At 31.4% G+C, this 25825-nt stretch carries 29 protein-coding genes; all 29 read left to right on the forward strand.

What is annotated here, in order from left to right; translation table 11 throughout:
- Window positions 1-47: 47 nt before the first annotated feature.
- The 29 genes from B5X49_RS00100 to recN all read left to right on the forward strand — a co-directional run bounded on the left by B5X49_RS00100 (window position 48) and on the right by recN (window position 25781).
- Window positions 48-1232: an MFS transporter gene (locus tag B5X49_RS00100; RefSeq protein ID WP_045749190.1), complete on the forward strand. Its 1185-nt coding sequence runs from the start codon at window positions 48-50 to the stop codon at window positions 1230-1232.
- 66 nt (window positions 1233-1298) lie between these two features.
- Entirely contained in the window at window positions 1299-2222 is a 924-nt protein-coding gene (locus B5X49_RS00105) for a hypothetical protein (RefSeq protein WP_045749191.1), read from the forward strand.
- A gap of 122 nt (window positions 2223-2344) precedes the next feature.
- Window positions 2345-3016 carry a hypothetical protein gene (locus tag B5X49_RS00110; RefSeq protein WP_045749192.1) on the forward strand — a complete coding sequence of 224 codons (672 nt, stop codon included), beginning with the start codon at window positions 2345-2347 and terminating at the stop codon, window positions 3014-3016.
- Window positions 3017-3277: 261 nt separating this feature from the next.
- A complete protein-coding gene (gene accB / locus B5X49_RS00115; protein ID WP_045749193.1) occupies window positions 3278-3724 on the forward strand; it encodes an acetyl-CoA carboxylase biotin carboxyl carrier protein in 447 nt (148 codons plus the stop codon).
- Window positions 3724-5103, forward strand: coding sequence for an acetyl-CoA carboxylase biotin carboxylase subunit (gene accC / locus B5X49_RS00120; protein WP_045749194.1), 1380 nt, complete (start codon window positions 3724-3726; stop codon window positions 5101-5103). The genes accB and accC overlap by 1 nt, the downstream gene beginning before the upstream one ends.
- The gene (accD, locus tag B5X49_RS00125) at window positions 5084-5965 is read left to right on the forward strand and encodes an acetyl-CoA carboxylase, carboxyltransferase subunit beta (RefSeq protein ID WP_052669949.1); all 882 of its coding nucleotides are present in this window, start codon (window positions 5084-5086) and stop codon (window positions 5963-5965) included. The genes accC and accD overlap by 20 nt, the downstream gene beginning before the upstream one ends.
- Window positions 5962-6774 carry an acetyl-CoA carboxylase carboxyltransferase subunit alpha gene (locus tag B5X49_RS00130; RefSeq protein ID WP_045749195.1) on the forward strand — a complete coding sequence of 271 codons (813 nt, stop codon included), beginning with the start codon at window positions 5962-5964 and terminating at the stop codon, window positions 6772-6774. The genes accD and B5X49_RS00130 overlap by 4 nt, the downstream gene beginning before the upstream one ends.
- Complete coding sequence (locus B5X49_RS00135) at window positions 6774-7706, forward strand: beta-ketoacyl-ACP synthase III (RefSeq protein ID WP_045749196.1); 933 nt, start codon at window positions 6774-6776, stop codon at window positions 7704-7706. Before B5X49_RS00130 ends, B5X49_RS00135 begins: the two co-directional genes overlap by 1 nt.
- Before the next feature lie 10 nt (window positions 7707-7716).
- On the forward strand, window positions 7717-8649 hold the full coding sequence (locus B5X49_RS00140; RefSeq protein ID WP_045749197.1) for a nitronate monooxygenase: 933 nt from the start codon (window positions 7717-7719) through the stop codon (window positions 8647-8649).
- Window positions 8646-9569, forward strand: a complete 924-nt coding sequence (locus B5X49_RS00145) for an ACP S-malonyltransferase (protein ID WP_045749198.1) — start codon at window positions 8646-8648, stop codon at window positions 9567-9569. The genes B5X49_RS00140 and B5X49_RS00145 overlap by 4 nt, the downstream gene beginning before the upstream one ends.
- Window positions 9566-10312, forward strand: a complete 747-nt coding sequence (fabG, locus tag B5X49_RS00150; protein WP_045749199.1) for a 3-oxoacyl-[acyl-carrier-protein] reductase — start codon at window positions 9566-9568, stop codon at window positions 10310-10312. The genes B5X49_RS00145 and fabG overlap by 4 nt, the downstream gene beginning before the upstream one ends.
- Window positions 10313-10335: 23 nt before the next feature.
- On the forward strand, window positions 10336-11577 hold the full coding sequence (fabF, locus tag B5X49_RS00155; RefSeq protein WP_045749200.1) for a beta-ketoacyl-ACP synthase II: 1242 nt from the start codon (window positions 10336-10338) through the stop codon (window positions 11575-11577).
- Window positions 11577-12005, forward strand: coding sequence for a 3-hydroxyacyl-ACP dehydratase FabZ (gene fabZ / locus B5X49_RS00160; RefSeq protein ID WP_045749201.1), 429 nt, complete (start codon window positions 11577-11579; stop codon window positions 12003-12005). Before fabF ends, fabZ begins: the two co-directional genes overlap by 1 nt.
- 3 nt (window positions 12006-12008) lie before the next feature.
- A complete protein-coding gene (locus B5X49_RS00165; protein ID WP_052669952.1) occupies window positions 12009-12524 on the forward strand; it encodes a biotin--[acetyl-CoA-carboxylase] ligase in 516 nt (171 codons plus the stop codon).
- Window positions 12525-12526: 2 nt separating this feature from the next.
- The gene (locus tag B5X49_RS00170; protein WP_052669955.1) at window positions 12527-13054 is read left to right on the forward strand and encodes a biotin transporter BioY; all 528 of its coding nucleotides are present in this window, start codon (window positions 12527-12529) and stop codon (window positions 13052-13054) included.
- A gap of 126 nt (window positions 13055-13180) precedes the next feature.
- Window positions 13181-14149, forward strand: coding sequence for an NAD(P)/FAD-dependent oxidoreductase (locus B5X49_RS00175; protein ID WP_045749202.1), 969 nt, complete (start codon window positions 13181-13183; stop codon window positions 14147-14149).
- 133 nt (window positions 14150-14282) lie between these two features.
- Entirely contained in the window at window positions 14283-14603 is a 321-nt protein-coding gene (locus B5X49_RS00180; RefSeq protein WP_045749203.1) for a PadR family transcriptional regulator, read from the forward strand.
- Window positions 14596-15705 (forward strand): DUF1700 domain-containing protein, encoded by a 1110-nt coding sequence (locus B5X49_RS00185; RefSeq protein ID WP_045749204.1) that lies wholly within the window; start codon window positions 14596-14598, stop codon window positions 15703-15705. The genes B5X49_RS00180 and B5X49_RS00185 overlap by 8 nt, the downstream gene beginning before the upstream one ends.
- Window positions 15706-15797: 92 nt before the next feature.
- Window positions 15798-17096 carry an adenylosuccinate lyase gene (purB, locus tag B5X49_RS00190; protein WP_045749205.1) on the forward strand — a complete coding sequence of 433 codons (1299 nt, stop codon included), beginning with the start codon at window positions 15798-15800 and terminating at the stop codon, window positions 17094-17096.
- A gap of 7 nt (window positions 17097-17103) precedes the next feature.
- Window positions 17104-17292 (forward strand): hypothetical protein, encoded by a 189-nt coding sequence (locus tag B5X49_RS00195; RefSeq protein WP_045749206.1) that lies wholly within the window; start codon window positions 17104-17106, stop codon window positions 17290-17292.
- A gap of 242 nt (window positions 17293-17534) precedes the next feature.
- A complete protein-coding gene (locus B5X49_RS00200) occupies window positions 17535-18716 on the forward strand; it encodes an ABC transporter ATP-binding protein (protein ID WP_045749207.1) in 1182 nt (393 codons plus the stop codon).
- Between the two features lies 1 nt (window position 18717).
- Complete coding sequence (locus tag B5X49_RS00205; RefSeq protein WP_052669965.1) at window positions 18718-19581, forward strand: ABC transporter permease; 864 nt, start codon at window positions 18718-18720, stop codon at window positions 19579-19581.
- The gene (locus B5X49_RS00210; RefSeq protein ID WP_045749208.1) at window positions 19571-20359 is read left to right on the forward strand and encodes an ABC transporter permease; all 789 of its coding nucleotides are present in this window, start codon (window positions 19571-19573) and stop codon (window positions 20357-20359) included. The genes B5X49_RS00205 and B5X49_RS00210 overlap by 11 nt, the downstream gene beginning before the upstream one ends.
- Entirely contained in the window at window positions 20356-21420 is a 1065-nt protein-coding gene (locus B5X49_RS00215) for an ABC transporter substrate-binding protein (RefSeq protein ID WP_045749209.1), read from the forward strand. The genes B5X49_RS00210 and B5X49_RS00215 overlap by 4 nt, the downstream gene beginning before the upstream one ends.
- A 110-nt stretch (window positions 21421-21530) precedes the next feature.
- Window positions 21531-21911 (forward strand): transcription antitermination protein NusB, encoded by a 381-nt coding sequence (locus B5X49_RS00220; protein WP_052669968.1) that lies wholly within the window; start codon window positions 21531-21533, stop codon window positions 21909-21911.
- A 5-nt stretch (window positions 21912-21916) separates the two neighbouring features.
- The gene (xseA, locus tag B5X49_RS00225; RefSeq protein ID WP_045749211.1) at window positions 21917-23251 is read left to right on the forward strand and encodes an exodeoxyribonuclease VII large subunit; all 1335 of its coding nucleotides are present in this window, start codon (window positions 21917-21919) and stop codon (window positions 23249-23251) included.
- A 1-nt stretch (window position 23252) separates the two neighbouring features.
- On the forward strand, window positions 23253-23438 hold the full coding sequence (gene xseB / locus B5X49_RS00230) for an exodeoxyribonuclease VII small subunit (RefSeq protein WP_045749212.1): 186 nt from the start codon (window positions 23253-23255) through the stop codon (window positions 23436-23438).
- The gene (locus B5X49_RS00235; protein ID WP_045749213.1) at window positions 23435-24142 is read left to right on the forward strand and encodes a TlyA family RNA methyltransferase; all 708 of its coding nucleotides are present in this window, start codon (window positions 23435-23437) and stop codon (window positions 24140-24142) included. The genes xseB and B5X49_RS00235 overlap by 4 nt, the downstream gene beginning before the upstream one ends.
- Window positions 24135-25781: a DNA repair protein RecN gene (recN, locus tag B5X49_RS00240; RefSeq protein ID WP_045749214.1), complete on the forward strand. Its 1647-nt coding sequence runs from the start codon at window positions 24135-24137 to the stop codon at window positions 25779-25781. The genes B5X49_RS00235 and recN overlap by 8 nt, the downstream gene beginning before the upstream one ends.
- Window positions 25782-25825 lie beyond the last annotated feature (44 nt).

The following is a 25825-nucleotide window of genomic DNA, read 5'->3' on the forward strand; positions in this document are numbered from 1 at the left end:
TATCGCTTTTTACTAGGTGATGATGATTCGTATAAAAAGGTGAATATATGCAAACATTACAACCAAAACAAAGACTTATGATCCTTATTTCTGGAATATTTGTAGAACTAATTATCGGAACAGTATATGCCTATAGTGTCATTAGAGTTTTTTTAGAAAATGAATTACAATTAACACATACTGAGAGTTCAATTCCTTATCTTACATCTCTTGCAGTTTTCGCACTGATGGTCATGGTTACTGGAAGATATATGACAAAAAGAAATTTCTTGTTATTCTTAATCACCGGTATATTGTTAATTGGATTAGGTTATATCATTTCAGCATTTGCAACACACTATCTGATATTTACATTAAGTTATGGATTAATGATTGGTAGTGGAGTAGGTATCTTATATAGTATACCTATTCAAATCATTCAAACGGTATATGATAAAAATCAAGGTTTAGCTGTTGGATTAACTGTGGGTGGCTTTGGATTGTCTACTGTTATTACAGCACCTTTACTCCAAATGCTTTTTTCAACTCAGGGTTTTTCTAACACATTAATTATTTTTGGAATTTCAAGTTTAATCATTTTATCATTATTGATGTACTTTTTATTGAATAATATCCATGTTAAACTTCTTTATAAAAGACAAAAAGAAGTTGTTTATCATGCAAATAAAAAAATGTTTTCATTATTTTTTGTGATATTTATGATTGGTATTATGTTTGGATTATCCATGATTGGATTAACTGGATATATTGGAATAGAGTATTTTGGATTAAGTATTTCAGAAATTAGTCTATTTATGATATTGTTTGCTTTATGCAATGGATTATCAAGACCTCTTTTTGGATTCATATATGATAAATTGGGTCTAAAGTTCTCGATCATATTCTTATCAATGATCACTATACTGATTTCAGCTTTATATGTTTTATTCAATTTAAATACCACACTTATGTTTGTTGTTACTATTTCATTAAGTTGGGCAACAGTAGGTGGATGGTTATCGTTAATGCCAATAATTACTAAAGATGTATTTGGTAAAAATAGTTTTAATCGCACGTATGGAAATATGTATTTAAGCTATGGTTTTGCAGCTGTTTTAGGTAATCTTTATACTAGTGCTATGATAGATGCTAACATTGCTTTAAACGTTATCTTTATCCCTGTCATGATTTTATCTTTACTCGTGATTGCAACAATGTTGATTGCAAGAATAAAAATTGTAAAAACATTATAACTTGTCATGACTTTAAAAAGTATTTATGTTACAATAACTTTAAAATCATAAAACAAGGGGAAATATATGAAAATAGAACAATTGGCATCTGCTTTAGGTGCAACCGAAAAGGGCGGGAATTATCGCTTTTTTGTTGATGGAATCGAGTTTCAAATCACTTATATTCAAATGTTGGGAATCAAACAGTATATGGTTTCTACATACCTGAATAAAAACATTAGACCTACTGATGTGAAAGCAATTAAAAATTCTTTAGGATTTGGTTATAATGTTTTAGTTGGTGCAGTACATGGTGAAGGCAGAGTCATTACAATTAACTATAGAAAAAAAGGTTTAATTGAAAAATTAACCAAAGTTGTTGATATTTTAAAAACACTTGGGTTTCAAAACGAAGATAAAGATATTTTTAATCCAGAACTTGAAGCAACAGGTGAACTTTCATTTAAATTGCCTTATATGAATACGCAGTATCAGATTCTAGGGTTGATGATTCCAGCGAATCTTGAGAAGTATAAATTAGATGCTAACCATAAGATAGAAGCATTAAAAAAGGAAGCAGAATTATCAAGTGATAAATTCTTACCGAGTTTATTCTTAGCACTTATCGGAGCAATACTTGGTGCGCTTCCTTCAATCATTATATATTTTGCAGGATTTATGTCTTGGTTCCTCTATTTAATCATTCCATTTATGTCATTTTATATGTATAAAAAAGGTAAAGGACCAAAGAAAGGATTTGTACCTATAATCATTGGTGTGATTTCTATTTTAGTTGGGGTTGGATCGTTATTATTCATATGGACAATGTATGCAGGAGCTGAGGGTTATACACTTAGAGAAATACTAGCTATAGATGAACTGAGTTCCGGATTCCTTCAAGATATCATGTTCTGTGTTGTTGGAAATATCGTTGGTGTATTTGTTAGTTTTAAATATATCTACAATCAAACAGTTGAAAGTCAAATCAAAGATATAGAAACTGGTGCATAATTAATATAATAAACTCTTAAAGACATTGTTGGTCAAACCATTAGGTGCAATCAAGATGATTTAAGAGTTTTTTTTATGGGCTTTTAGAAAATGAGGTATAATACTATTGAAAGGTTAGGTGTATGATTATGAAAGCTTCTTATGGTTGGCTTTTAAAGTGGATTTTAGCAGCGATTTTAATTGGTGTAGGATTCACTATGTTTTTCTCAAAAGAATTGGTATTTTTAATTACAGGTATTGTTATTATAGTATTTTCACTATTTAGAGTTGTACCACTTGTTAAATCACTTAAAAAAGAGATACTTAGAACAATTAATATTGTTGAAATTGTACTAGATTTTATTCTAGGTGGTATATTAACCTATGTGGGAGTTGAAGCGCTTCAATCTGGTATACAACCTGACTCCATTTGGAGTATGGCGTATAAATACATATTAGTATTCATTCTTTTATCTAGAGCAATTATTTATCTTTATTCTGTAGTGTTCTTGGATGAGAAAACTGAGCAAATCAAATTCTGGTCTCATATCGGTATATTTGCACTTGGTGCAGCAATCATTGGTATTGAGAATTTTAACGAGGAGTGGATTGCTTGGTTATTATTAATTATTTCACTATTTGGTGGTGCATATTTAATTTATGATGGTTCTAAAGGTTATGGAAATTACAGAAAATACAGTTTATCAATCAATCAACAAAAGGAAGTAACCAAGGATTCTAAAATTGAAAAAGATCTTCCAAAAAGTGATCAACCTGTTGCAGAAAAAGATGATGACAGACCTTTTGTAAGTTAAAGCAAAGACTTAAAACTCAATCTATCGATTGAGTTTTTTTTATGCTATAAATGTAAACACTTTCAATAATTTGAACATCAAAATAATTGACAAATAAACGAAAAGTGATAGAATGTAAATAAGTTTGAATTTCAAGATGTTTGAAGTTCAAATACCCGACCTTACGAAGTAAATTAAAATGTCTTGTGAAGTATTCTTAAACGAATACATGATACAATATGTAATTATGACTTTAACTAAAAAAAATATAGAGAGAATATTATGAAACTAAATGAAATTAAAAGCATCATAAAAGATTTTGAGTCATCAACTTTGACTGTATTAGAATTAGAAACTGAAAATGTAAAATTAAAACTATCCAAGAATAAAGAACAACTATTAGAAAACAAATCAACAGAAGTAGAAGTTCAGAATCCAGTGCAACAAACAAATAATGTACCAGTGATAACGACCACTACACTAAATCCCAACGCCCAAAGTATTAAATCTCCACTTGTTGGAACTTTTTATGAGTCATCAACTCCTTCCGGTAAACCATTTGTTAAAGTAGGAGACACAGTTAAAAAAGGACAAGTGGTTTGTATCGTAGAAGCGATGAAAATCATGAATGAGATCACATCAGCTGTAGACGGTAAAATTGAAAAGATTTTATTCAAAAACGGTGATGTTGTAGGATTTGATGATATCTTATTCACTGTGGTGCAATAATGGCGCAAAATAAGATACTCGTTGCAAATCGTGGGGAAATTGCTGTTAGGGTAATTAGAGCATGTAAAGAATTAGGTATTCCTGTTGTTGCAATATATTCTAAAGCGGATGAGTCAAGTTTACATACAAAATTAGCAGATGAAGCTGTCTGTATTGGACCTGCAAGGTCTAAGGACAGTTATTTAAACATGCAAGCAGTATTAAGTGCTGCGATTGCAACAGGTTGTAACGCTATTCACCCAGGGTACGGATTTTTATCTGAAAATCCTAAATTCATCGAGATGGTTGAAGCAACCGGAATTAAATTTATTGGTCCTTCATCTAACGTTGTTAGTAAATTAGGTGATAAAGCTACAGCGAAAATGATTGCTAAAGCAGCAGGTGTTCCTGTTGTTGAAGGTTCAGAAGGTATCATTGAAACTAAAGAGGACGGAATTAAAATTGCTAAACAAATTGGATATCCAGTAATGATTAAAGCGAGTGCTGGTGGTGGTGGTCGTGGTATTTCAGTATGTTATAATGATCAAGAATTTTCAAAAGCATTTGAAATGACTTCAATGGAAGCTGAAACATCGTTTGGAGATAAATCTGTTTATGTTGAAAAATTTGTTGAAAATCCAAGACATATCGAAGTTCAAATCATGGGAGATTCAAAAGGTAATGTTGTTCATTTATTTGAACGTGATTGCTCAATGCAAAGACGTAATCAAAAACTTATTGAAGAAGCACCAAGTGCAATTTTAAATGACGATTTAAGAAAGAAAATGGGACTTGCTGCAGTCAAACTTGCAAAATCTGTTGGTTATGAAGGTGCTGGAACGATTGAATTCTTAGTGGATAAAAGAAAAAACTTTTACTTTATCGAAATGAATACACGTATTCAAGTAGAACATCCTGTAACTGAAATGATTACAGGTATTGATTTAGTTAAAGAACAGATTAAAGTTGCATATGGTAAAGAACTATCATTTAAACAAAAGGATTTAAAAATCTTAGGACACGCAATTGAATGTCGTATTAATGCTGAAAATCCATTGAACAATTTTATGCCTACACCAGGAAGAATCAAGAAAGTGTTATTCCCTGGAGGTTTTAATGTTCGCTTTGATTCCCATATTTATCCAGACTATGACGTTCCTCCTTTTTACGATTCAATGGTTGGTAAGTTAATTGTATTTGCTCCAAACAGAAAAGAAGCTATACGTAAAATGCGAGTTTCATTAGAACAACTTGTTATTGATGGAATTACAACAAATATTGAATATCAATATGCAATCATGCATGCACCTGACTTTATTAAAGGTACATATGATACAGGTTTTATCGCAAAATTTAATGGTTTAATACAAGGTGAGTATAATGAAGAACTTATTGGATGAACGTAAAGCTCGTTTACTTAAGTTTCAAGAACTGATCAAAAAGAAACCTATTGAAACGAAACCTGTAGATATACCTGATGGTGTATTTACACAATGCGAACAGTGTAATTCTGCTATTTATAATAAAGACTTAGAAAAAAACTTAGAGGTATGTCCTTACTGTGGTTATCACTTTAGAATACCTGCTAGAAAACGAATTTTATACACTTTAGATGATCAAAGTTTTCAAGAGATAGATAGTTTAGTGACCTCACTAAACCCTTTATCCATGCCTGATTATGAAGATAAACTCATTAAAGGTGTAAAAATGTCCAAGCTTAATGAAGCATTTATCTCGGGTGTTGGAACAATTAAAGGTATGAAAGTTGCTTTTGGAGTCCTTGATTCATTCTTTATGATGGGTTCTATGGGATCTGCCGTTGGTGAGAAAATTACGAGACTTATCGAACATGCAGCTGATAACATGTTACCTTTAATTATATTTAGTGCATCCGGTGGTGCACGTATGCAAGAAGGTATTCTTTCTTTAATGCAAATGGCTAAAACTTCTGCAGCTTTAAACAGACTTGATGAAAAAGGACTTGTCTTTATATCTGTATTAACGAATCCAACAACAGGTGGAGTTGCAGCAAGTTATGCCAGTTTAGGTGACATTAATATTGCGGAAAGATCCAGTTTGATTGGTTTTGCTGGTGCTAGAGTTATCAAGCAAACAATAGGACAAGATTTACCACTGGGTTTTCAAACGGATGTTTTTCAATTAAATAAAGGACAAGTGGATTTAGTCATATTAAGAAAAAATATGATTGAAACACTTTCTTTCTTGTTAAAAATACATCATCAGGAAGGAAAAAAGATATGAGTAATTTAAATGTCTGGGATAGAGTTAAACTTGCTAGAAGTACAGATAGACCCACTGCGACCGATCTTATTTCAAATTTATTTCCTGATTTTCTAGAACTTCACGGTGATCGACTATTTGGTGATGATTTAGCAATCATTGGTGGTGTTGCAACATTTCATGGAAGTCCAGTCACTGTTATTGCTGAAGAAAAAGGAAAAAATACAGAAGATAAAATTAAAAGAAACTTTGGTATGCCACATCCTGAAGGTTACAGAAAAGCATTACGTTTAATGAAACAAGCAGAAAAATTTAATCGACCAATTATTACAATTATAGATACTCCAGGAGCATATCCTGGCATAGGTGCTGAAGAACGTGGACAAGCTCAAGCGATTGCACTTAATTTAAAAGAGTCTATGAAATTAAAAACACCTATCATTGTGATTATTTTAGGTGAAGGTGGTTCTGGTGGAGCGCTTGCTATTGGTGTTGGTGATACCGTCTTAATGTTTGAAAACTCCATCTATTCAATATTATCACCTGAAGGATTTGCATCTATTTTATTTAAAGATAGTCAAAGAGCCAAAGAAGCTGCTGAGTTAATGAAATTGACAGCACCTGATTTAAAAGAACTAGGTATTATTGATGAAATAATTTTAGAAGGGGAAGGTCTTAATACGAACCCCATGATTGGTTATAAGAACCTAGAAAAAGCATTAGAAAAACAATTAAAAAAACTATCTAAATTACCACATACTAAATTACTTGATGACCGATACAAAAAGTTTAGAAAAATGGGCGTTTACGAAGAAAGTGTGACATCATAATGAAACAAATTCCAATAAAATTAATATCAACAGGGCGTTATGCTCCTACAAAAGTTATGACAAATGAAGACTTTTCTAAAATCTTAGATACAAACGATGAATGGATAACAACAAGAACAGGTATTAAAAGAAGACATATTGCTGAAACTGAAACCGCAATTGACATGGCTTATGAGGCAGCATTAAAAGCAATTGAAAAAGTGAATTTTAATAAAGAAGATATTGAACTCATCATTGTTGCAAGTATTACTTCCCCTGTTAAAACACCTTCAATTGCAAACTTAGTTCAAGCCAAACTGGGCTTGAATCATAAAAACATCGTTGCATTTGATTTAAACGCAGCATGTAGTGGATTCGTATATGCACTTGAAGTTGCATCCAGTATGTTATCAAGTGGTATATATAAATCAGCACTTGTCATTGGTTCAGAGCATATGTCAAGTATTCTAGATTGGACAGACCGTTCAACAGCAATTCTTTTTGGAGATGGTGCAGGTGCTGCAATTATTGAACCAAGTACAGATGTTAACGATTCTATATTTTTCTTTAATGGATCAAGAGGAGATGACACAGGAATTTTATGGATTAATCCAAAAGTGCAGATGGAAGGCCGTGAAGTCTATAAATTTGCTGTGGATATTATGCCAAAAGCCATTGATTCTGTATTAAAACGTGCTAAACTTAGTTTAGATGACATAGATGTGATTATCCCGCACCAAGCAAATCTTAGAATTATCCAAAGTGTTGCTAAAGATATGGGATTACCACTCGACAGGTTTTTAATTAATCTAGATGAGTATGGAAATACTTCATCCGCAAGTATTCCAATATTATTAGATGAATATAAAGACAAAAACAAAGAAAAAAAGAAAGCATTGTTAATAGGATTTGGTGGAGGCTTCACATGGGGCGCTTCAATCCTAAACATTTGAGGAATTTAATATGAAAAATGTAGCAGAATTATTTGGTACAAAGTACCCAGTCATACAAGGTGGTATGGCTAATATTGCAACACATCAACTTGCAGCAGCAGTCTCTAACGCAGGTGGCTTAGGATTGGTTGGAGCTGGTGGAAATGATGCAGAATGGGTGAGAGAAGAAATTAGAAAAACTAAAGCATTAACAGATAAACCTTTTGGTGTAAATGTCATGTTAATGAGTCCTCATTCTAAAGATATTTCAGATGTTGTTATTGAAGAAGGCGTTAAAATTGTTACAACAGGAGCAGGAAACCCTGGACCTTATATGGAAAAATGGAAAGCTGCTGGAATTATCGTTATTCCTGTTGTTCCATCTGTAGCGCTTGCTATTAGAATGCAAAGAGCTGGTGCTGATGCTGTTGTTGTAGAAGGTACTGAAGCGGGTGGTCATATTGGTGAATTGACTACAATGGCAATCGTTCCTCAAACTGTTGATGCAGTTACAATTCCTGTGATTGCTGCGGGTGGTATTGCTGATAAAAGAGGTGTTTTAGCAGCTTTTGCTTTAGGTGCAAAAGGTGTTCAAATTGGTACTGTTTTATTAGCTGCAGAAGAAACACCTATCCATGAAAACTATAAATTAAAAGTTGTTGATGCTAGAGACACAGATACGATTGTTACAGGTAGAGGTACAGGTGCCCCTGTTCGTGTATTAAAGAATAAAATGGCTACAGAGTACTTAAGATTAACAAAAGAAGGAGTTCCTTTAGAAGAACTAGAAAAACTTACTTTAGGTTCACTTCGTAAAGCCGTATTTAATGGGGATAAAGACAACGGTTCATTCATGGCAGGACAAATCGCAGGTATGGTTAAAAATATTCGTCCTGTTAAACAAATACTGAGTGAATTATTTGATGATGTTAACACGTATAAGGAATCATTAGAAATCTTATGAAACTAGCTGTTTTATTTTCGGGTCAAGGTGCACAGTTTGCTGGTATGGGTCTAGATTTTATTGAAAAAATACCTGTATTAAAAAACAAACTCGATTCCTACTGTCAAATGCTTGAACTTGACCTATTCAATCTATTAAGTAATCAAGAACTTATCAATGATACAAGATATACACAACCATTAATGGTCGTTGTTGAAATGTTAATCCATGACTACTTAGTAAGCATTGGATTAAAACCTAAGGGATATACAGGATTTTCATTAGGAGAATACACTGCATTATATGCATCCAAAATTTTTAGTGATGAAGATATCTTGAAAATTATTAATAAACGTGCAGAATTGATGCAAAAAGCTTCATCAAAATATCCAGGATCCATGGCTGCAATTTTACAACTTGATGATTCGATTATTGAAGACTTATGTAAAAGAATCTCATCAAATGAAAAATTCTTAGTACCAGCAAATTATAATGCACCCGGACAGCTAGTCATTTCAGGTGATAAAACACTTATAGAACTTGCAACAATTGAAGCCAAGAATTTAGGTGCTAAACGTGCAATGATTCTTAATGTATCTGGTGCATTTCATTCACCTTATATGAAAGAAGCTGGTGAATTACTTGAAATTTTTGCTAAAGCATTCAAAGTAAACGAACCAGTTGTTCCAGTTTATAAAAATACAGATGCATCTGTTTTGAAACAACAAGATGTATTTCAAGAAATCAAGAATCAAGTTCAAATGCCTGTTTACTTCAAACAATCCATTGAACAAATGGTTAATGATGGATTTGATACATTCTTAGAAATAGGTCCTGGTAATGTTTTATTTAATTTAGTAAAAAAAATTAACCCTAATTTAAATGTTTATAATGTATCACGTTATGAAGATTTAGATAAAATAAAGGAGATACTTATATGAGTTTAAAAAATAAAGTTGCATTAGTTACAGGTGGTTCTACAGGTATAGGTAAAGCAATTGCAACAAAACTTGCATCCATGGGTGCAGATATTGTTGTCAACTATTTTATAGGACCTGAAGAAGCAGAGAAAGTTGCAAAAGAATTATCAGAAACTTATCAAGTGCGTGCAAAAGCAATTTATGCGGATGTATCTAATTTTGAATCCGCATCAGCTTTAATTGAAGAAACTGTTAAAGCATTCGGAACTCTAAATATTGTTGTTAATAATGCTGGTATCACAGATGATGGACTTATTTTAAGAATGAGCGAACATCAGTTTGACAGAGTCATTCAAACGAACCTTAAGGGTGTATTTAATGTATCTAAACACGCTGCTAGAGTATTACTCAAATCAGGCTATGGTAGATTAATTAACATTGCTTCTGTCATTGGTGAGTATGGTAATGTTGGTCAAGTCAATTATGCAGCTGCTAAAGCGGGTGTCATTGGTATGACAAAAACTTTAGCCAAAGAATTTGCATCCCGTGGTGTTACAGTTAATGCGATTGCACCAGGGTTTATTGAAACTCAAATGACTAGAAATTTACCTCCACAAGTTCGTGAAGAAATGTTAAAACATATTGCTTTAGGTACTTATGGTCAACCTGAAGATATTGCAAATCTTGTAGGATTCTTATCCTCACCTGATGCAGGTTATATTACAGGTGTAGTAGTTGATGTAGATGGTGGATTAACTATTTAGTTTTTAAAAGAAAGGACGAACTTATGAAAAGAAGAGTCGTTGTAACTGGTTTAGGTACGATCAATCCAGTAGGTAATTCTGTAGAAGAATCGTTTAAAGCCGTATTAGACGGTACATGTGGAATTGATCATATTACATTATTTGATACATCCAATTCTAAAATCAAAATTGCCGGTGAACTCAAAAATATAAATTTTGAAGATTACTTAGATAAAAAAGAAATTAAACGAAGTGACCGTGTTATGGTTTTAGGTACAATCGCTGCAATCCAAGCCTACAAAGATAGTGGTTTAACAAGTAATGATTACGACCCATATCGTTTTGGTATCTATGTTACATCAGGAATTGGTGGACTTCAAACGATGGAAGCTGATATTTCTGTTAAAGCCTTAAGAGGAGTAGATAGAATTTCTCCTTTCTTTATACCAAATTCTATTGTGAATATGGTTGGTGGTATGATTTCTATTAAATTCCAAGTAAAAGGACCGAATATACCGGTTGTTACAGCATGTAGTGCTGCAACAAACTCTATAGGTGAAGCATTTAGAAGTATTCGAGATGGTTATTTAGATTTTGCATTTGCAGGTGGCGCTGAGGCATCCATTAATGAAACTGGTATTGGTGGTTTTGCTGCATTAAAAGCATTATCTACAGAACCAGATCCTAAAAAAGCATCACGTCCTTTTGATCTTAATCGAAACGGATTTGTAATGGGTGAAGGTAGTGGTGTATTGGTTTTAGAAACACTTGAAAGTGCACTAAAACGTGGAGCTAAAATTTATGCTGAAATCACAGGATATGGAGCAACATCAGATGCATTTCATATGACAGCTCCTGATTCAGATGCAGAAGGTTTAACACGTGCAATTCAAGTGGCTTTAAATGATGGTATGGTTGACCCAAAACAAGTAGGTTATATCAATGCACATGGAACATCAACTTTATTAAATGATAAAATTGAAACATTAGGCATTAAAAAGGCATTTGGTGAACATGCTAAAAACATCAATATCTCTTCTACAAAAGGAGCAACAGGCCATATGCTAGGTGCAACCGGAGCTGTTGAAAGTATCTTTTGTATCAAGGCATTGAATGAAGGTATCATTCCACCAACTATAAATTATGAAACATTTGACCCAGAGTGTGATTTAAATTATACAGTTAATAAACCTGTTCAAAGAGATTTAACTTATGCAATGAATATTAATGTTGGCTTTGGTGGACAAAATGCTGTATTAATATTCAAGAAATATGAGGTATCCTAATGGCATTAATGAATAAAGAACAAATTAAAGAAATACTACCACATAGAGATCCTTTTTTACTTGTAGATGAAGTTGTTGAACTCGTTGTTAAAGAAAAATGTGTGGGTATTAAATATGTGAATATAGATGAATACTATTTTAAAGGACATTTCCCGAATTATCCCGTGATGCCTGGTGTATTAATTCTTGAAACCATGGCTCAAGTAGGTGCAATCGCCCTTTTAAGTATTCCAGAATTCAAAGGTAAAATTGGTTTCTTCACTGGTGCAAACAATGTTAAATGGAGAAAACAAGTTCTACCAGGAGATACCTTAAAAGTAGAAACTGTTTTAACTAAAATCCGAGGTTCCTTTGGATTTGGTAGTGCTAAAGCTTGGGTTAATGATGAACTCGCTTGTGAAGCAGATATTAGTTTTGCTATAGGTTGATTTATGGCTAAAGTTAAGTTGCTTGAATTTAAACAAGTTAACTCAACAAGTGATTATTTGAAAGCGAACTATCAAAGTTTAAATTCATTTACAATTGTTCGAGCAGATTATCAGACAAAAGGTAGAGGGCAATTTGAGCGCACATGGAATAGTGCTAGAGGTAAGAATTTATTATGTTCGTTACTATTAAAAGATGTTCCACTCAACCAAATTACACTCATCAAAGAATGGGTTAAAAGTTCAATATTTAGTCTCTTGGGTTCATATGGACTAGATGTTTATTTTAAAGAACCTAATGATGTATATGTAGATGATAAAAAGTTATGCGGTATATTAATAGAGACACAAAGTTCAGGTCAGAAATTTGATTATGTCATTATTGGTATCGGACTTAATCTCAATCAAATATTATTCCAAAACTTTAAAGCTACATCAATTTTTAGAGAAACAAAAAAGGTATTAAATGTTAGACAAGTATTATCCAAACTCACAGCAAATCTTTTAGAAAGTTATTTTTAACAATGACACTTAAGCGTTTAATCGTGATATCGACATTTGCAGCACTGATTGTGATATCGACATTCATTCAAATACCTGTACCTCCGGTGAGTTTTACACTTCAAACGATGATGATTATCTTAATCGGTTTGTTATTAAGACCAGTGGATGCATTCTTATCTGTAACAGTTTATTTATTGATAGGATTCATAGGTGTTCCTGTATTTACATCAGGTGGTGGTATGGGAGCAGTCTTTTTACCAACTGGAGGATTCTTATTAGGATTCCCATGGGTGGCATTAGGAATATCGTTTTTTAAGTCGAAAACAAAGTTTATACCAAGAGATTTGCTTGTTATATTCATCTTTGGTTTAGGTATGGTATATCTTTTTGGTATTATAGGATTCATACTAGCAACCAATCAAACTATGATGCAAGCACTTATTTTATTCATTCCATATTATGGATTTGATCTCATTAAAATAGCTATTGCATATGTGGTTTACCTATCCATACCCAAAGAATTAATTCAAAGAATCAGAATGAACTAAACATCTAAATCAAATTTAGATGTTTTTTTATTTTTGGTTTCATTAACATAATTTCATCTAAAAAGCATAAGTTATAAGAACTTATCAGAAGTTTGTTATAATCTTTAAAGATAAAGAGGTGTTTTCATGTTAGATTTATTAATTATTGGTGCAGGTCCAACAGGCTTATACGGCGCATTTTTAGCAGGACTTAGAAAACTGAATGCAGCAGTTATTGAATCCAGTGGAGAATCCGGTGGTCAATTAACCGCTGTATATAAAGATAAACATATTTATGATATTCCAGGATTTCCAAAGATTACTGCAAAAGATTATATCGATGGACAAATGAAACAGTATGAACGTTTTAAAAAAGAAGTTCCTATTTATTATCATCAAGAAGCATTGTTGATTGTTAAAAAAGATGATTATTTTGTTGTAACAACCAATCAAACAGTATTTGAAACAAAATTCGTTATTATCGCACATGGTGGTGGTGGATTTGTTCCTCAAAAATTAAAACTCGATAAAACATTTGATAATATCATTTACTTTATGCAAGACTTAAACACTTATAAAGGTAAGAAGATGGTTGTATTAGGTGGTGGTGACTCTGCACTGGATTGGGCATTAGATTTACTCGATCATACACCTGATGTAACATTAGTACATCGAAGAGATGAGTTTAGAGCTTTAGAAGCAACTGTAGAAGCATTTAAACAAAAGGGTCATATTCTAACACCTTACATCGTCTCAGATGTCTTAGGAGACGGTAATACCGCGCATAAGATTGTTTTAAAACATGCGAAAACACATGAGGAAATTCAAATTGACTGTGACTATATTGTTGTTAATTATGGATTCGTGTTATCAAAATCTAAACTTGAAGAGTGGGGTTTAACAGGGGAAAAAGGATTAATCCATGTGGATTCTACAATGAAAACAAGTGTCGATGGTATTTATGCTGCTGGTAATGGTATAGATTACCCTGGTAAAATTAAATTAATTTCTACTGGTCAAGGTGAAATTGCAACAGCTGTTCAGTCGATCACAAATTTATTATTCCCAGATAAGAGTAAAAACTTCGAACATTCTACAACATTAATTAAAGACTAAAGTAAAAAAAGTTAGGTGAAAAATTCATCTAATTTTTTTTGAGCAAAGGTATTGTGTTTAACACAGTACCTATGATATACTAGTTATGTGCAATACACAGTACCTAAATTGCAGGTACAAAGAAAGGAAGATAATGAATACACAATTTAAAAAAGGTATCTTAGATTTATGTATTCTATATGTCATAAATGAGCATGAAATGTATGGATTTGAAATTATCGAGAAACTATCCACACTTCTTGATGTGAATGAAAATACAATTTACCCCATACTCAGACGGTTAACGGAACAAGAGTTATTTGAAACATATACGAAAGTAAATCCGTTAGGTGCCGATAGGAAGTATTATAGGATTACACAAAAAGGAATTGAACAAATGAATACCTATTTGAGAGAATGGTATCAATTTATAGATAATGTCAACAAAATATTAAAGGAGAAAAGTGATGAGTAAAAAACAATATTTAAGCGAACTATTAACGTATTTAATAGAAAAAGAAGTTGTACAAAAAGATATAGATTCTATCATTAGTGATTATGAAGTGTTATATCAAGAAGCATTAGATAGTGGTTTAACTGAAAAAGAAGTTAAACAAAAATTAGGTAGCAAAGAAGAAGTCTTTGAGCTGATCAAGGATGATTTAAAGTTTAGATCAAAACCAAGTAATAAACTAGTTGCAATTTCACCATTTATAGCAGTTATTTCATTTTTCCTTATTGGAACATTAACAGGTACATATGAATATGCATGGTTGGTATTCTTATTAATCCCTGTTTCTGCAATCATCTTAAATGTAAGAGGCACTGACAAACTGATTGCATTGACACCATTTATAGCGGTAGCTACATTTATGTTAACTGGGTTCTTAACAGGTGTTTGGCATCCTACTTGGTTAGTGTTTCTCATGATTCCAGTAACAGCAGTGACACTAAAGGTTAAGGGGCTAGAAAAATTAGTTGCTTTAATGCCATTTATTGTTTTAGTGATATATATTTTAGTAGGTACGTATGTAGATTCTTTATTTTATGTATATGGATGGCCATTATTCTCTTTAGTTGCTATTGTTGCAATATTCTTAAAACCTGTTACACTAGTAAGATTCTTACTACTTGTATCCATTATATTCTCAGTAGCTTTACACCAATACTTAGGACATTCTACAGGTAACTGGAATGGTTTATGGTTAATATATTTATTACCAGTTACAATTGCATTATTTACAGGAGATATTCGAATTGATTTTGGTGGAGATAAAAAACTATATCAACGTCCTTATCTAATTCTAACTTTATTAGGAATCATTGCTTTATACACAGTTATTAGTATATTTGTACCAAATGCTTGGACTTGGAGTTGGATTGTACTACTTTTCATCCCAATGACTGCAATCTACTTACATCAAGGGTTTAAACAGCCTGTTGCATATATGCCATTTATTTCAACAATCTTATTCATGTTGTTAGGTGTATTTGGAGGATTTTGGCAATTTGCTTGGTTGGTTTACCTACTTATTCCAATTGTAGCGATACTTACAAACGAGAAAGAAACTGAATAATAAATAAATTCAATGACCTATATGAAGTTTATATAGGTCAATTTTTTTTGAAACCATTTTTTTTGATATAATAAGAAGTGGAGGATAAACCTATGAATGAACGATATCAATCCGATGAGTTTAAGAAAATATTTAGCTTAAAATCTCGTTATCAATCCTTTTTGAAAGTTGAATTAGCTGCTATTAGGGCATATCATCAACTAGCACTCATAAATGAATTTGATTATCATAAGCTTCAAAAAGCGCATTTCAAGTTAAGTGATGTGTTAGAACTGGAAAAACAAACCAAACATGATGTGGTTGCTTTTACACGTGCAGTTTCACTTAATTTGGGACCAGAGAAAAGATTTTTCCATTATGGTCTAACATCAACTGATGTGGTTGATACGGCTTTGGCTTTAATCTTAAAACGAGTGAATAAAATATTACTTAGAAAGATGAATGAATTTGAAGAAGTTCTAAAAGAAATTGCATTAGAACATCAATTTACACCGATTATGGGAAGAACACATGGTATGCATGCAGATATCACAACATTTGGATTAAAATTTGCATTATACTATGATGAACTCAAAAGACATAAAAAAAGTTTTATCGATGCTGCATCAGGAATAGAAGTTGGAAAAGTAAGTGGTGCCGTTGGTAATTATGCAAATGTTGATCCTAGAGTTCAAGAACTTGTTTGTAAATATTTACGTATACATTCAGCTAATATTTCTACACAAGTTCTACAAAGAGATCGTCATGCAAGATATATCACATCCATTTCCATGTTTGGATCATTCATAGAAAAGATTTCAACAGAAATAAGACATTTATCTAGAACTGAAATCAGAGAAGTCGAAGAAGGATTTTCAAAACATCAAAAAGGTTCATCTGCAATGCCTTATAAGAAGAATCCTATTGCAAGTGAAAATATGGCAGGTTTATCTAGAGTTTTAAGAGGTTATATGCTTACAAGCCACGAAAACATGAATTTATGGCATGAAAGAGATATATCACATTCAAGTGCAGAACGAATCATTCTAGAAGATGCTACAAGTTTACTAGATTATATGCTTGAAAGATATACAAATGTACTTAGAAACTTAAATGTATTTAAAGAACAAATGCTTAAAAATATTGAACTCAATCAAGGTTTATGTTTTGCACAACGTATACTACATGAATTAATTGATAAAGGTATGAGTCGTGAAAGTGCTTATGATTTCATACAGGAACAAACCTTTAAATTAAGAACTTCAAATATGCATTTAAAAGACCAAATGATTCAACAAGAAATCATCAGGCAATATTTTGATCCAGAAATATTTGATGAACTTTTCAATATGAACTTTTATTTTAAAAAAGTAGATTATATCTATCAAAAAGTAGGTTTAATGAAAGGATGATAAAAGAATGACAGTTCAAGAATTTTTAGATAAAAATAAACCAGAAAATTATTTAATTGCAGACCGTATGCGCGTTAAAATTTCAGATGAATTACTCAAGTACATTGATTTAGCCGATGTTGAAATTCGTAATGTGGATACACTACCTGATGGTACAGTACGTATTCATTCAGACTATATGCCCGATGGCTGTTAAAGAAGTGGTTTTATAACCCTTCTTTTTTATATTCTTTAGAATATAGTGTTTGAATTCTTATTTTTACATACTTAAAAAAAATATAATGTTAATAGATTGACATATCCAAAAAAATATATATAATATATGCGGTTCTGTTTATTGTTATTGAACACGGTGTTTATATTAACTAAACATATGAACGTATTGAAGCTTTAATTTTACACTGTGAGTAAACACTTCATTTTAGGGAGGAAATCAAGATGGCATTCATTCAATTAAAAGATGTTACAAAAGAGTTTAATGGACAAGTTGTATTAAGAGGTATAGACCTAGAAATCAAAAGTAATGAATTTGTTACATTTTTAGGACCATCTGGTTGTGGAAAAACAACCACTTTAAGAATCATTGGTGGTTTTATCGAACCTACTGGAGGAGAAGTCTTGTTTGATGGGGAAGATATTTTAAAACTACCTGCTTATAAAAGACCAACCAATACAGTCTTTCAACGATATGCATTATTTCCTCATTTAAACGTTTTTGAAAATGTTGCTTTTGGTTTACGTGTTAAACATCAAAGTTTTCAAGAAAGAAAAAGAATTAAAAAACATAATCAAACGATTCTTAACGAAATAAAAGAACTTAAAAAACAAAATAAGATGAATCCAAACCATCAATTAGAAATTCAAATAGAAACATTAAAATCCAATATGCTCAACAGAAAAACATTTGAAAAAGAAATTGAAATGAAGGTTTCTAAATACTTGAAAATGGTTGGTTTAGATGGTTATGAGGATCGTTCTATATCCAAGCTTTCGGGTGGACAAATGCAAAGAGTTGCTATTGCTAGAGCTTTGATTAATGAACCTAAAGTATTATTACTGGATGAACCTCTTGCAGCACTTGACCTTAAGTTAAGACAAGAAATGCAATACGAACTTAAAGAAATTCAAAGAAATGCCGGCATTACATTTATATTTGTAACCCATGATCAAGAAGAAGCATTAACTATGAGTGATAAGATTGTGGTAATGAATAAGGGTGAAATTCAACAAGTTGGTACACCTATTGATATCTATAATGAACCAGCAAATCGATTTGTTGCAAACTTCATTGGTGAATCCAATATTGTATCAGGTATTATGAAAAAAGATTATTTAGTTCATTTTGATGGATTTGATTTCGAATGTGTGGATAAAGGTTTTGATGAGAATCAAGAAATTGATGTAGTGCTTCGTCCTGAGGATTTAGATATTGTCTTACCTGGAGAAGGAAAGATAAGTGGTGTTGTTGATAGTGTAATCTTTAAAGGTGTACACTTTGAAATAGATGTAAAAACTAAAGATAGAATTTATACAGTACATACAACAGATTTCAAACCGGAAGGAATGAAGGTTGACCTTGATTGGTATCCTGAGGATATCCATGTCATGGAGGTTTGGTGATATGATTAATTTTCCAACCAAACAAAAACCCAAACAAAAAAGTAAATTAAATTTTGAATTTTTCTTAGGTATACCATTTTATGTTATGATCATTATCTTGGTCTTAATACCGATTGGTATGATGTTACTCTATGCATTTACAAAAACATCAACCGGGTTAATTTCTATACAATTTACTTTAGATAACTTTGGTGAATTCTTCATACAACCGACATTTGTCTCTAGTATGATAGAAAGTATTTATTTATCATTTATTTCATCCTTGGTATCTTTACTGATTTCTTATCCACTTGCATATATTTTAAGTAGAAGAAAAAAGATTACACAAAAAGTGATTATGGCTTTAATTACTTCAACGATGTTTATTAATTCGTTATTACTTGCATACGCAGTACGTTCGATATTTGAAATTGTTGGTAATAGTTTTTTTGGAGATAAAACTTATTTTCTTGGAACAGATTTTGCAATTATAACAGGTATGGTTTATCTATATTTACCATTCATGTTATTACCTATTTATACACATATGACTAAAATAGATAAAAATTTATTTGAATCAGCATCTGATTTAGGTGCAAACAAGACACAAACACTCATTCGAGTCATTATACCGATGTCGCTATCTAGCGTTTTAACTGGATTTATGATGGTATTTCTACCCGCATCCACAACGCTTGTTATTACAAAATATTTAGGTAATGGACAAAGGAAAATGATTGGTGATTTAATTGATCTAGCGATAAAAAATGGTAAGTTTGGATACGGTGCAGCCATTGCATTAGTATTAGCTGCAATCCTTATTTTAATGGTCAGTATCATTAAAAAAGTGGATAAGTATGAGGGGGTATTAGCAAATGAAGAATAAAACAAAAATATTTGCAGATATCTACTTAGTTGTTGTAATGTTATTGGTGTTAATACCTTTACTTTCAATGATTATATTCTCATTTAATGAATCAACTTCATTAATCGTATTTACAGGATTCACATTTAATTGGTATGGTGATTTACTGACATCAAGTTCACTTAGAGAACCTATCATTAATACATTAGTTGTTGCTGGTATATCTACTTTATTTGCAGTTATTATTGGCACATTTGGAGCGATTGCTTTATCTAAACAAAATAGATTATTTAGAGAAATATCACTCTCATTTAATAATATTCCTATATTAAGCCCGGATATATTAACAGCTGTTGCATTCTTTGTATTTTTAATCGCATTTTCCATTGAAAGAGGACTCTTTACAATGATTCTTGCACATATATCATTTTGTACCCCATATGCACTATTAGCTGTATATCCAAAGGTTCGTAGCTTAGACCCTAATTTAGTAGAGGCTGCTTATGATTTAGGTGCAACACCATTTAAAGCACTTTGGAAGGTAGTCTTTCCACAGTTAAGAGGATCCATTATCGCAGGTGCAGCGATTGCATTTACCATGTCATTTGATGACTATATTATTTCAAAGTTTGCCAGTGGTGAGCTTGTGAATAATATCTCAACATATATGTATTCACAAGCACACGGAATCAGACCAAGTGTGAATGCATTATCAACCATTATTATTGTTGTAATTGGAGTCAAGGTTATCCTTGATTATGTCAATTTAAAGAAGAAGAAAGAAGAGGAAGAAGAATGAAAAAAGTTTATACAGCATTATTTATACTTGCTGCAGTATTTATTCTAAATGCATGTGGTTCGAATGAACTTGTTATTTATATGCCAAAAGAATATATCTCAGAAGATGTCGTTATGGCGTTTGAAGCAGAAAAGGGTATTAAAGTATCCTTAAGATATTTTGATTCAAATGAAGTTTTACTAACCAACGCTAAAGTAAATTCATACGATCTAATTATCCCATCAGATTACGCTATTGAAGAATTAGCAACTGAAGGTTTCCTAAAGAAATTAGATTGGGAAAAAATTGATTTTGAATCATCAGAAATGAATGAAAGTTTAGTTACAACATTAAACCAATTAGAATCCGATGGTTTTGATTTCCTTGAATACTCTATGCCGTATTTCTGGGGTACTGTTGGATTAATTTATAATAATACAATAGAAGGTTTAGAATCCGATGTTGAAACATTAGAATGGGCAATCTTAAATGAATCTAAGTATTCAAAAATGATCTATGATTCATCAAGAGATGCATTTATGGCAGGGTTATACGCTAATGATTTACGTATGGCAAATCCTACACAAACAAATATTAATACTGCAAAAGATTTCTTAATTGATGCTAACAGTAAATCTAATGCATCAATTAAATCCGATGAAATCTTAACTGAGGCAATTGGTGGACAAACTCCATATGATGTTGCTATGGTATATTCAGGTGATGCAGTTTATATCTTACAAGAAACTGATAACTATTCTTTTTATGTTCCAGAATGGTCTAACGTATGGATTGATGGTTTTGTTATTCCAAACAATACAAAACATGAAGACTGGGCATATGAGTTTATTAACTTCATGTCAAGTTATGAAGCATCATTAGAAAATACATATGCAATGGGTTATACACCTGTTCGTCAAGATGTATTAGAAGAATTACTTGCTGATGAAGAATTTGCATGGGATGACAGAATTTCATATGCATTTACTGTACCTGTTGTAAATTTTGAATTCTATCGTTATAATGCAACTTTAAAGAGTATGATCGATGATGCATGGGAATTAGTTATTCTAAGTAATTAATTTAAATTGTAATATTTAATCGTTCAAACGATTCTAGAGATGAGCTTTCATGCTCATCTCTTATTTTTTTTACAGACTTTTATGTTAAAATAGATAACGAGGTATTTATGATGGATAAATTTAAAGAAAACTATAAAAAATATATGAAATTACTATATCAAAATCTATTTTACAATCATTTAGCGTTTAAAGATTTTGATGCACTAGATTCAGAAGATAGAGCTTATATAGAGAGCTTATTAGAAAGAATTGAACAAATAGATGCGATAATTGTCAACCATTTATCAAATTATACGATTGATAGATTAAATTTAGTAGATTTATCCATTATTCGTATTGCAGTCTATGAATTACTCAAAAAAGAAATTCAACCAGAAATCATCATCAATGAAGCTATTGAACTAACTAAAGAGTTTAGTGATTTAGATGATGAAAAACAACATAAATTCACAAACAAATTAATCGATAACATATATAAAAGTATGAAGTAGGGCTTATGCAAAATCCACAATATTTAACGGTAAGTGCGCTAACTCAATATATAAAAGTTAAACTTGAAAATGACCAACATTTAAAAAAGGTGTTACTAAAAGGCGAAATATCTAACTTTAAGAGACATTCATCTGGTCATTTTTACTTTTCACTTAAAGATGATAAAGCAAGTATTTCAGTGATGATGTTTCAGACTTATGCTAAAACGATTCAGTTTGAACCTAAAGAAGGAGATAAGGTTTTAGTTGAAGGTTATATCTCAGTCTATGAGGCTAGAGGTACATATAGTCTTTCACTTTATCAAATGACACTTGACGGTATTGGTGATTTATATCTAAAATATGAAAAGCTTAAAAAAGAGTTTGAGGCAATGGGATATTTTAGTCCGGATATTAAAAAACCAATTCCAAAATTTCCTAAAGCTATTGGGGTCATAACATCACCAACTGGAGCCGTTATTCAAGATATCAAAACAACAGTATCAAGAAGATATTTACTAACTAAAGTTATTCTATACCCAGTATTAGTTCAAGGAGAAGGTTCTAAAGACGACTTGGTAAAAAAAATTAAACAAGCTAACAAGGATAATTTAGTCGATGTCATTATCCTAGGTCGTGGTGGTGGTTCTATTGAGGATTTATGGAGTTTTAATGAAGCTGAAGTTGTTATGGCAATCTATGAATCCAAAATTCCAATTATAACAGCGATTGGTCATGAAACAGATACAACCCTTTCGGATTATGTATCTGACCTTAGAGCAGCAACACCAACGGCTGCTGCAGAACTTGCAACACCTAATACTGTTGATTTATTAAACGATATAAAAGAAAAAAGAAGACTTTTAGACTATTATATGTTTGAACGTATGAATCGTATGCGTCAACAACTCTTATTCTTAGATGAAAGACTTCAAGGGATGAGCCCAAAAACAAAACTGATTCAGGAAAAAAGAAGTTTAGATCAAACACTTTTAAGACTTAACTTGATTTATAGTAATCAATTAAAAGATAGGCTCTATAAAACCAATCTATTGAAACAAAAGTTGATATCTCCTGAAGAGAAAATAGAGAAGTATCACCAACGATTTAATGATTTATCGGAAAAGATGAACTATCTATTTAAAAATCAAATAACACAAAAAATATATACATATCAAAATATAAGTGACAAAATTGAGTCTTTAAACCCTCTAAAGGTAATGGATAGAGGGTTTGCATTAACAACAAAGAATAAATCTGTTGTAACAAGTATAGAGGATGTATGTATTGGTGATATTTTAGAAGTAGAACTTAAAGATGGTGTGATTAAAACCGAAGTTAAAGAAAAAGAGGTTAAATAATATGAGTGAAAAATTAAGTTTTGAAGAAACAATTAAACGTTTAGAAAATTTAGTAAAGGAATTAGAAAGTAAAGATATTTCTTTAGAACTTTCGATTAAAAAATATAAAGAAGGTATCGATTTATCTAAACAACTTTACGATATGATTAAGGAAGCTGAAGCCTTAATTGTTGATATTAAAGAATGAGATTAGATATTTTCTTAAATCAAAAGTATCCGGAGTATTCAAGATCAAAACTATCAGATTTTATTAAAAGAGGATTTGTTACTGTCAATGATAAAGTTATAACTAAACCAGGTTATATCGTCCATGATCTTGATGAAATATTGCTTGTTAAAGATGATATCTTTGTATCTAGAGCTGGAGAAAAAATCAATTACGCATTTGATTTGTTTGATATGGATTTAAGAGATCTTTACGTTGTTGATGTGGGTGCTTCCACCGGTGGATTTACTCAAAGTGCAATTCTTCGTGGTGCAGCACATGTTTTTGCTTATGAACTTGGAACGGATCAAATGGTTTTAGAACTTAAACAAGATCCAAGAGTTACAAGTTATGAGGAAACAAATATCTTAGATGTCTTACTACCTAATCATGATTTAGCGATGGTGGATGTATCTTTTACATCTGTCATACCGATATTAAATCACTTAAGTCAATTTTCAAAAGAAATCATTTTTCTTTTAAAACCTCAATATGAGGTTGACCCATCTTTATTAAAAAATGGTATATTAAAAGAACCTAAAGTCGTATCAAGACTGATTGATAAGATATATCAAACCATCAGAACTTTAGGCTATGAAGTCAAAGGATTTACAATGAGTCCTGTAAAAGGTAAAGAGGGCAATCAAGAGTATATTTTCTATATGACAAGGGGAAGCAATGCTTAAACAGTTAGATGTTAAAAATTTCGCATTAATCGATGATTTAGAAATCAATTTTAAGGAAGGTCTTACAGCATTAACAGGAGAAACAGGTAGTGGTAAATCCATTTTACTTGAGTCTTTATCTTTATTATTTGGTAAGAGAAGTGATGCAGAATTTATCCGTTTTGGATCAAAAAAAGCGATTGTAAAAGGAACTTTTGAAATTCCTTTAAGTTTATCTAAGGCCTTAGATATTCCGAATGTTTTTGATTTAACCAGAGAAATTGATGAGTCTGGTAGACATTTAATTAAACTCAATCAAGATTCGATTACGCTATCTAAATTAAGAAATATTACATCCAAAATAGGTCTGATTCATGCTCAAAATGATACTTTTTTATTGATGGATAAAGATACATATATAGAGTTTATTGACCAAATTGATAAAGATCATATGGATAAATTAATGGAGTCTTATTTACTTAAACGAAGTATTTATATTGAAAAACTAAAACATCTAGAATCCATTAAGCATAAAAGAAAAGAAACAGAAGAAAGAATGGAGTTTTTGAAGATTCAAGTTCAAGAACTGAGTTCCTATCAATTAAAAGAAAATGAGAAAGAAACGTTAGAAGAAGCTGTTGATAAACTTAAAAATTTTGATCATATTAAGCAATCACTTGAACTATCAAACCAAATATTTAAAAGTGAAATATTTCAAGTAGATGAACTCTATCAAGTCGTTAAAGCACTAGAAAAAATCAAATCATATGATAAGACTTATGAAGATGTTTACCGTATCTTAGAGGAAAGTTACTATAATTTAGAAGATGCTTCAAAAACGTTAAGTAGAGCATTAGATGATCTAGACTTTGATAGTCAGACTTTTAATCAATATCAAGAACGTTTATTTGAACTTTCAAAAATAGAAATTAAGTACGGAAAGACAACCAATGAACTGATCAGGTACTTAAATGAATTAAACGAGGAATTAGCATTATCCAGTGATTATGAGGGTTATATGAAGTCGAGTCAAGAGGCGCTAAAAAAAGCCTATGATGAAGCGTTTGAAATCGGTTTTAAAATCCATGAGAAACGATTCAAATTAAAAACGACTTTTGAAAAAGAAATTTTAGATAAACTGAAGCATTTAGATTTAGATAAATCAAAGTTTGAAATTCAATTTGAACCTGTTAAAAATGGACAAGATCTATATGAAAATGGACTTGACCAAGTAGAATTTATGATATCCCTTAATGAAGGGGAACCTTTAAAACCACTTGCAAAAGTTGCCAGTGGTGGTGAAAAGGCTAGATTCATGTTTGCATTAAAGACGATTTTCGCTACAAAAAGTGATTTAAGTCTGGTAGTTTTTGATGAAATTGATATTGGTATATCCGGAAAAACTGCTACTAAAATGGCAAACCAAATGGTTGAATTATCTAAAAATATTCAAACACTTGTTATTACACACTTACCTCAAGTTGCTGCAAAAGCGAATTATCATTATCAAATTTATAAAGAGAAAATTCATGATCGTATGCAAACTATGATTAAGGTATTAACTGATGAGGAACGTATATTATCTATCGCATCGATGTTAAGTGATGATGAGGTTTCACACTACGCAATCGAACAGGCTAAAGCTTTACTACATAAATAAAAAAAGAACGAACATAGCTTTAAGTAAGCTGTTCGTTCTTTTTA

This window comes from Acholeplasma oculi, from assembly GCF_900166985.1.
GTDB lineage: Bacteria > Bacillota_I > Bacilli_A > Acholeplasmatales > Acholeplasmataceae > Acholeplasma > Acholeplasma oculi.

Coding starts and splice junctions, on each gene's coding strand:
- B5X49_RS00180 (WP_045749203.1), top strand. CDS start 14,283: ATGAATACACAATTTAAAAAAGGTATCTTAGATTTATGTATTCTATAT.
- B5X49_RS00135 (WP_045749196.1), top strand. CDS start 6,774: ATGAAACAAATTCCAATAAAATTAATATCAACAGGGCGTTATGCTCCT.
- accD (WP_052669949.1), top strand. CDS start 5,084: ATGAAGAACTTATTGGATGAACGTAAAGCTCGTTTACTTAAGTTTCAA.
- B5X49_RS00165 (WP_052669952.1), top strand. CDS start 12,009: ATGGCTAAAGTTAAGTTGCTTGAATTTAAACAAGTTAACTCAACAAGT.
- B5X49_RS00215 (WP_045749209.1), top strand. CDS start 20,356: ATGAAAAAAGTTTATACAGCATTATTTATACTTGCTGCAGTATTTATT.
- B5X49_RS00200 (WP_045749207.1), top strand. CDS start 17,535: ATGGCATTCATTCAATTAAAAGATGTTACAAAAGAGTTTAATGGACAA.
- B5X49_RS00235 (WP_045749213.1), top strand. CDS start 23,435: ATGAGATTAGATATTTTCTTAAATCAAAAGTATCCGGAGTATTCAAGA.
- B5X49_RS00220 (WP_052669968.1), top strand. CDS start 21,531: ATGGATAAATTTAAAGAAAACTATAAAAAATATATGAAATTACTATAT.
- accC (WP_045749194.1), top strand. CDS start 3,724: ATGGCGCAAAATAAGATACTCGTTGCAAATCGTGGGGAAATTGCTGTT.
- B5X49_RS00145 (WP_045749198.1), top strand. CDS start 8,646: ATGAAACTAGCTGTTTTATTTTCGGGTCAAGGTGCACAGTTTGCTGGT.
- B5X49_RS00175 (WP_045749202.1), top strand. CDS start 13,181: ATGTTAGATTTATTAATTATTGGTGCAGGTCCAACAGGCTTATACGGC.
- xseA (WP_045749211.1), top strand. CDS start 21,917: ATGCAAAATCCACAATATTTAACGGTAAGTGCGCTAACTCAATATATA.
- B5X49_RS00130 (WP_045749195.1), top strand. CDS start 5,962: ATGAGTAATTTAAATGTCTGGGATAGAGTTAAACTTGCTAGAAGTACA.
- B5X49_RS00210 (WP_045749208.1), top strand. CDS start 19,571: ATGAAGAATAAAACAAAAATATTTGCAGATATCTACTTAGTTGTTGTA.
- B5X49_RS00105 (WP_045749191.1), top strand. CDS start 1,299: ATGAAAATAGAACAATTGGCATCTGCTTTAGGTGCAACCGAAAAGGGC.
- B5X49_RS00170 (WP_052669955.1), top strand. CDS start 12,527: ATGACACTTAAGCGTTTAATCGTGATATCGACATTTGCAGCACTGATT.
- recN (WP_045749214.1), top strand. CDS start 24,135: ATGCTTAAACAGTTAGATGTTAAAAATTTCGCATTAATCGATGATTTA.
- B5X49_RS00110 (WP_045749192.1), top strand. CDS start 2,345: ATGATTATGAAAGCTTCTTATGGTTGGCTTTTAAAGTGGATTTTAGCA.
- B5X49_RS00205 (WP_052669965.1), top strand. CDS start 18,718: ATGATTAATTTTCCAACCAAACAAAAACCCAAACAAAAAAGTAAATTA.
- accB (WP_045749193.1), top strand. CDS start 3,278: ATGAAACTAAATGAAATTAAAAGCATCATAAAAGATTTTGAGTCATCA.
- B5X49_RS00185 (WP_045749204.1), top strand. CDS start 14,596: ATGAGTAAAAAACAATATTTAAGCGAACTATTAACGTATTTAATAGAA.
- purB (WP_045749205.1), top strand. CDS start 15,798: ATGAATGAACGATATCAATCCGATGAGTTTAAGAAAATATTTAGCTTA.
- B5X49_RS00140 (WP_045749197.1), top strand. CDS start 7,717: ATGAAAAATGTAGCAGAATTATTTGGTACAAAGTACCCAGTCATACAA.
- fabG (WP_045749199.1), top strand. CDS start 9,566: ATGAGTTTAAAAAATAAAGTTGCATTAGTTACAGGTGGTTCTACAGGT.
- B5X49_RS00195 (WP_045749206.1), top strand. CDS start 17,104: ATGACAGTTCAAGAATTTTTAGATAAAAATAAACCAGAAAATTATTTA.
- fabZ (WP_045749201.1), top strand. CDS start 11,577: ATGGCATTAATGAATAAAGAACAAATTAAAGAAATACTACCACATAGA.
- fabF (WP_045749200.1), top strand. CDS start 10,336: ATGAAAAGAAGAGTCGTTGTAACTGGTTTAGGTACGATCAATCCAGTA.
- B5X49_RS00100 (WP_045749190.1), top strand. CDS start 48: ATGCAAACATTACAACCAAAACAAAGACTTATGATCCTTATTTCTGGA.
- xseB (WP_045749212.1), top strand. CDS start 23,253: ATGAGTGAAAAATTAAGTTTTGAAGAAACAATTAAACGTTTAGAAAAT.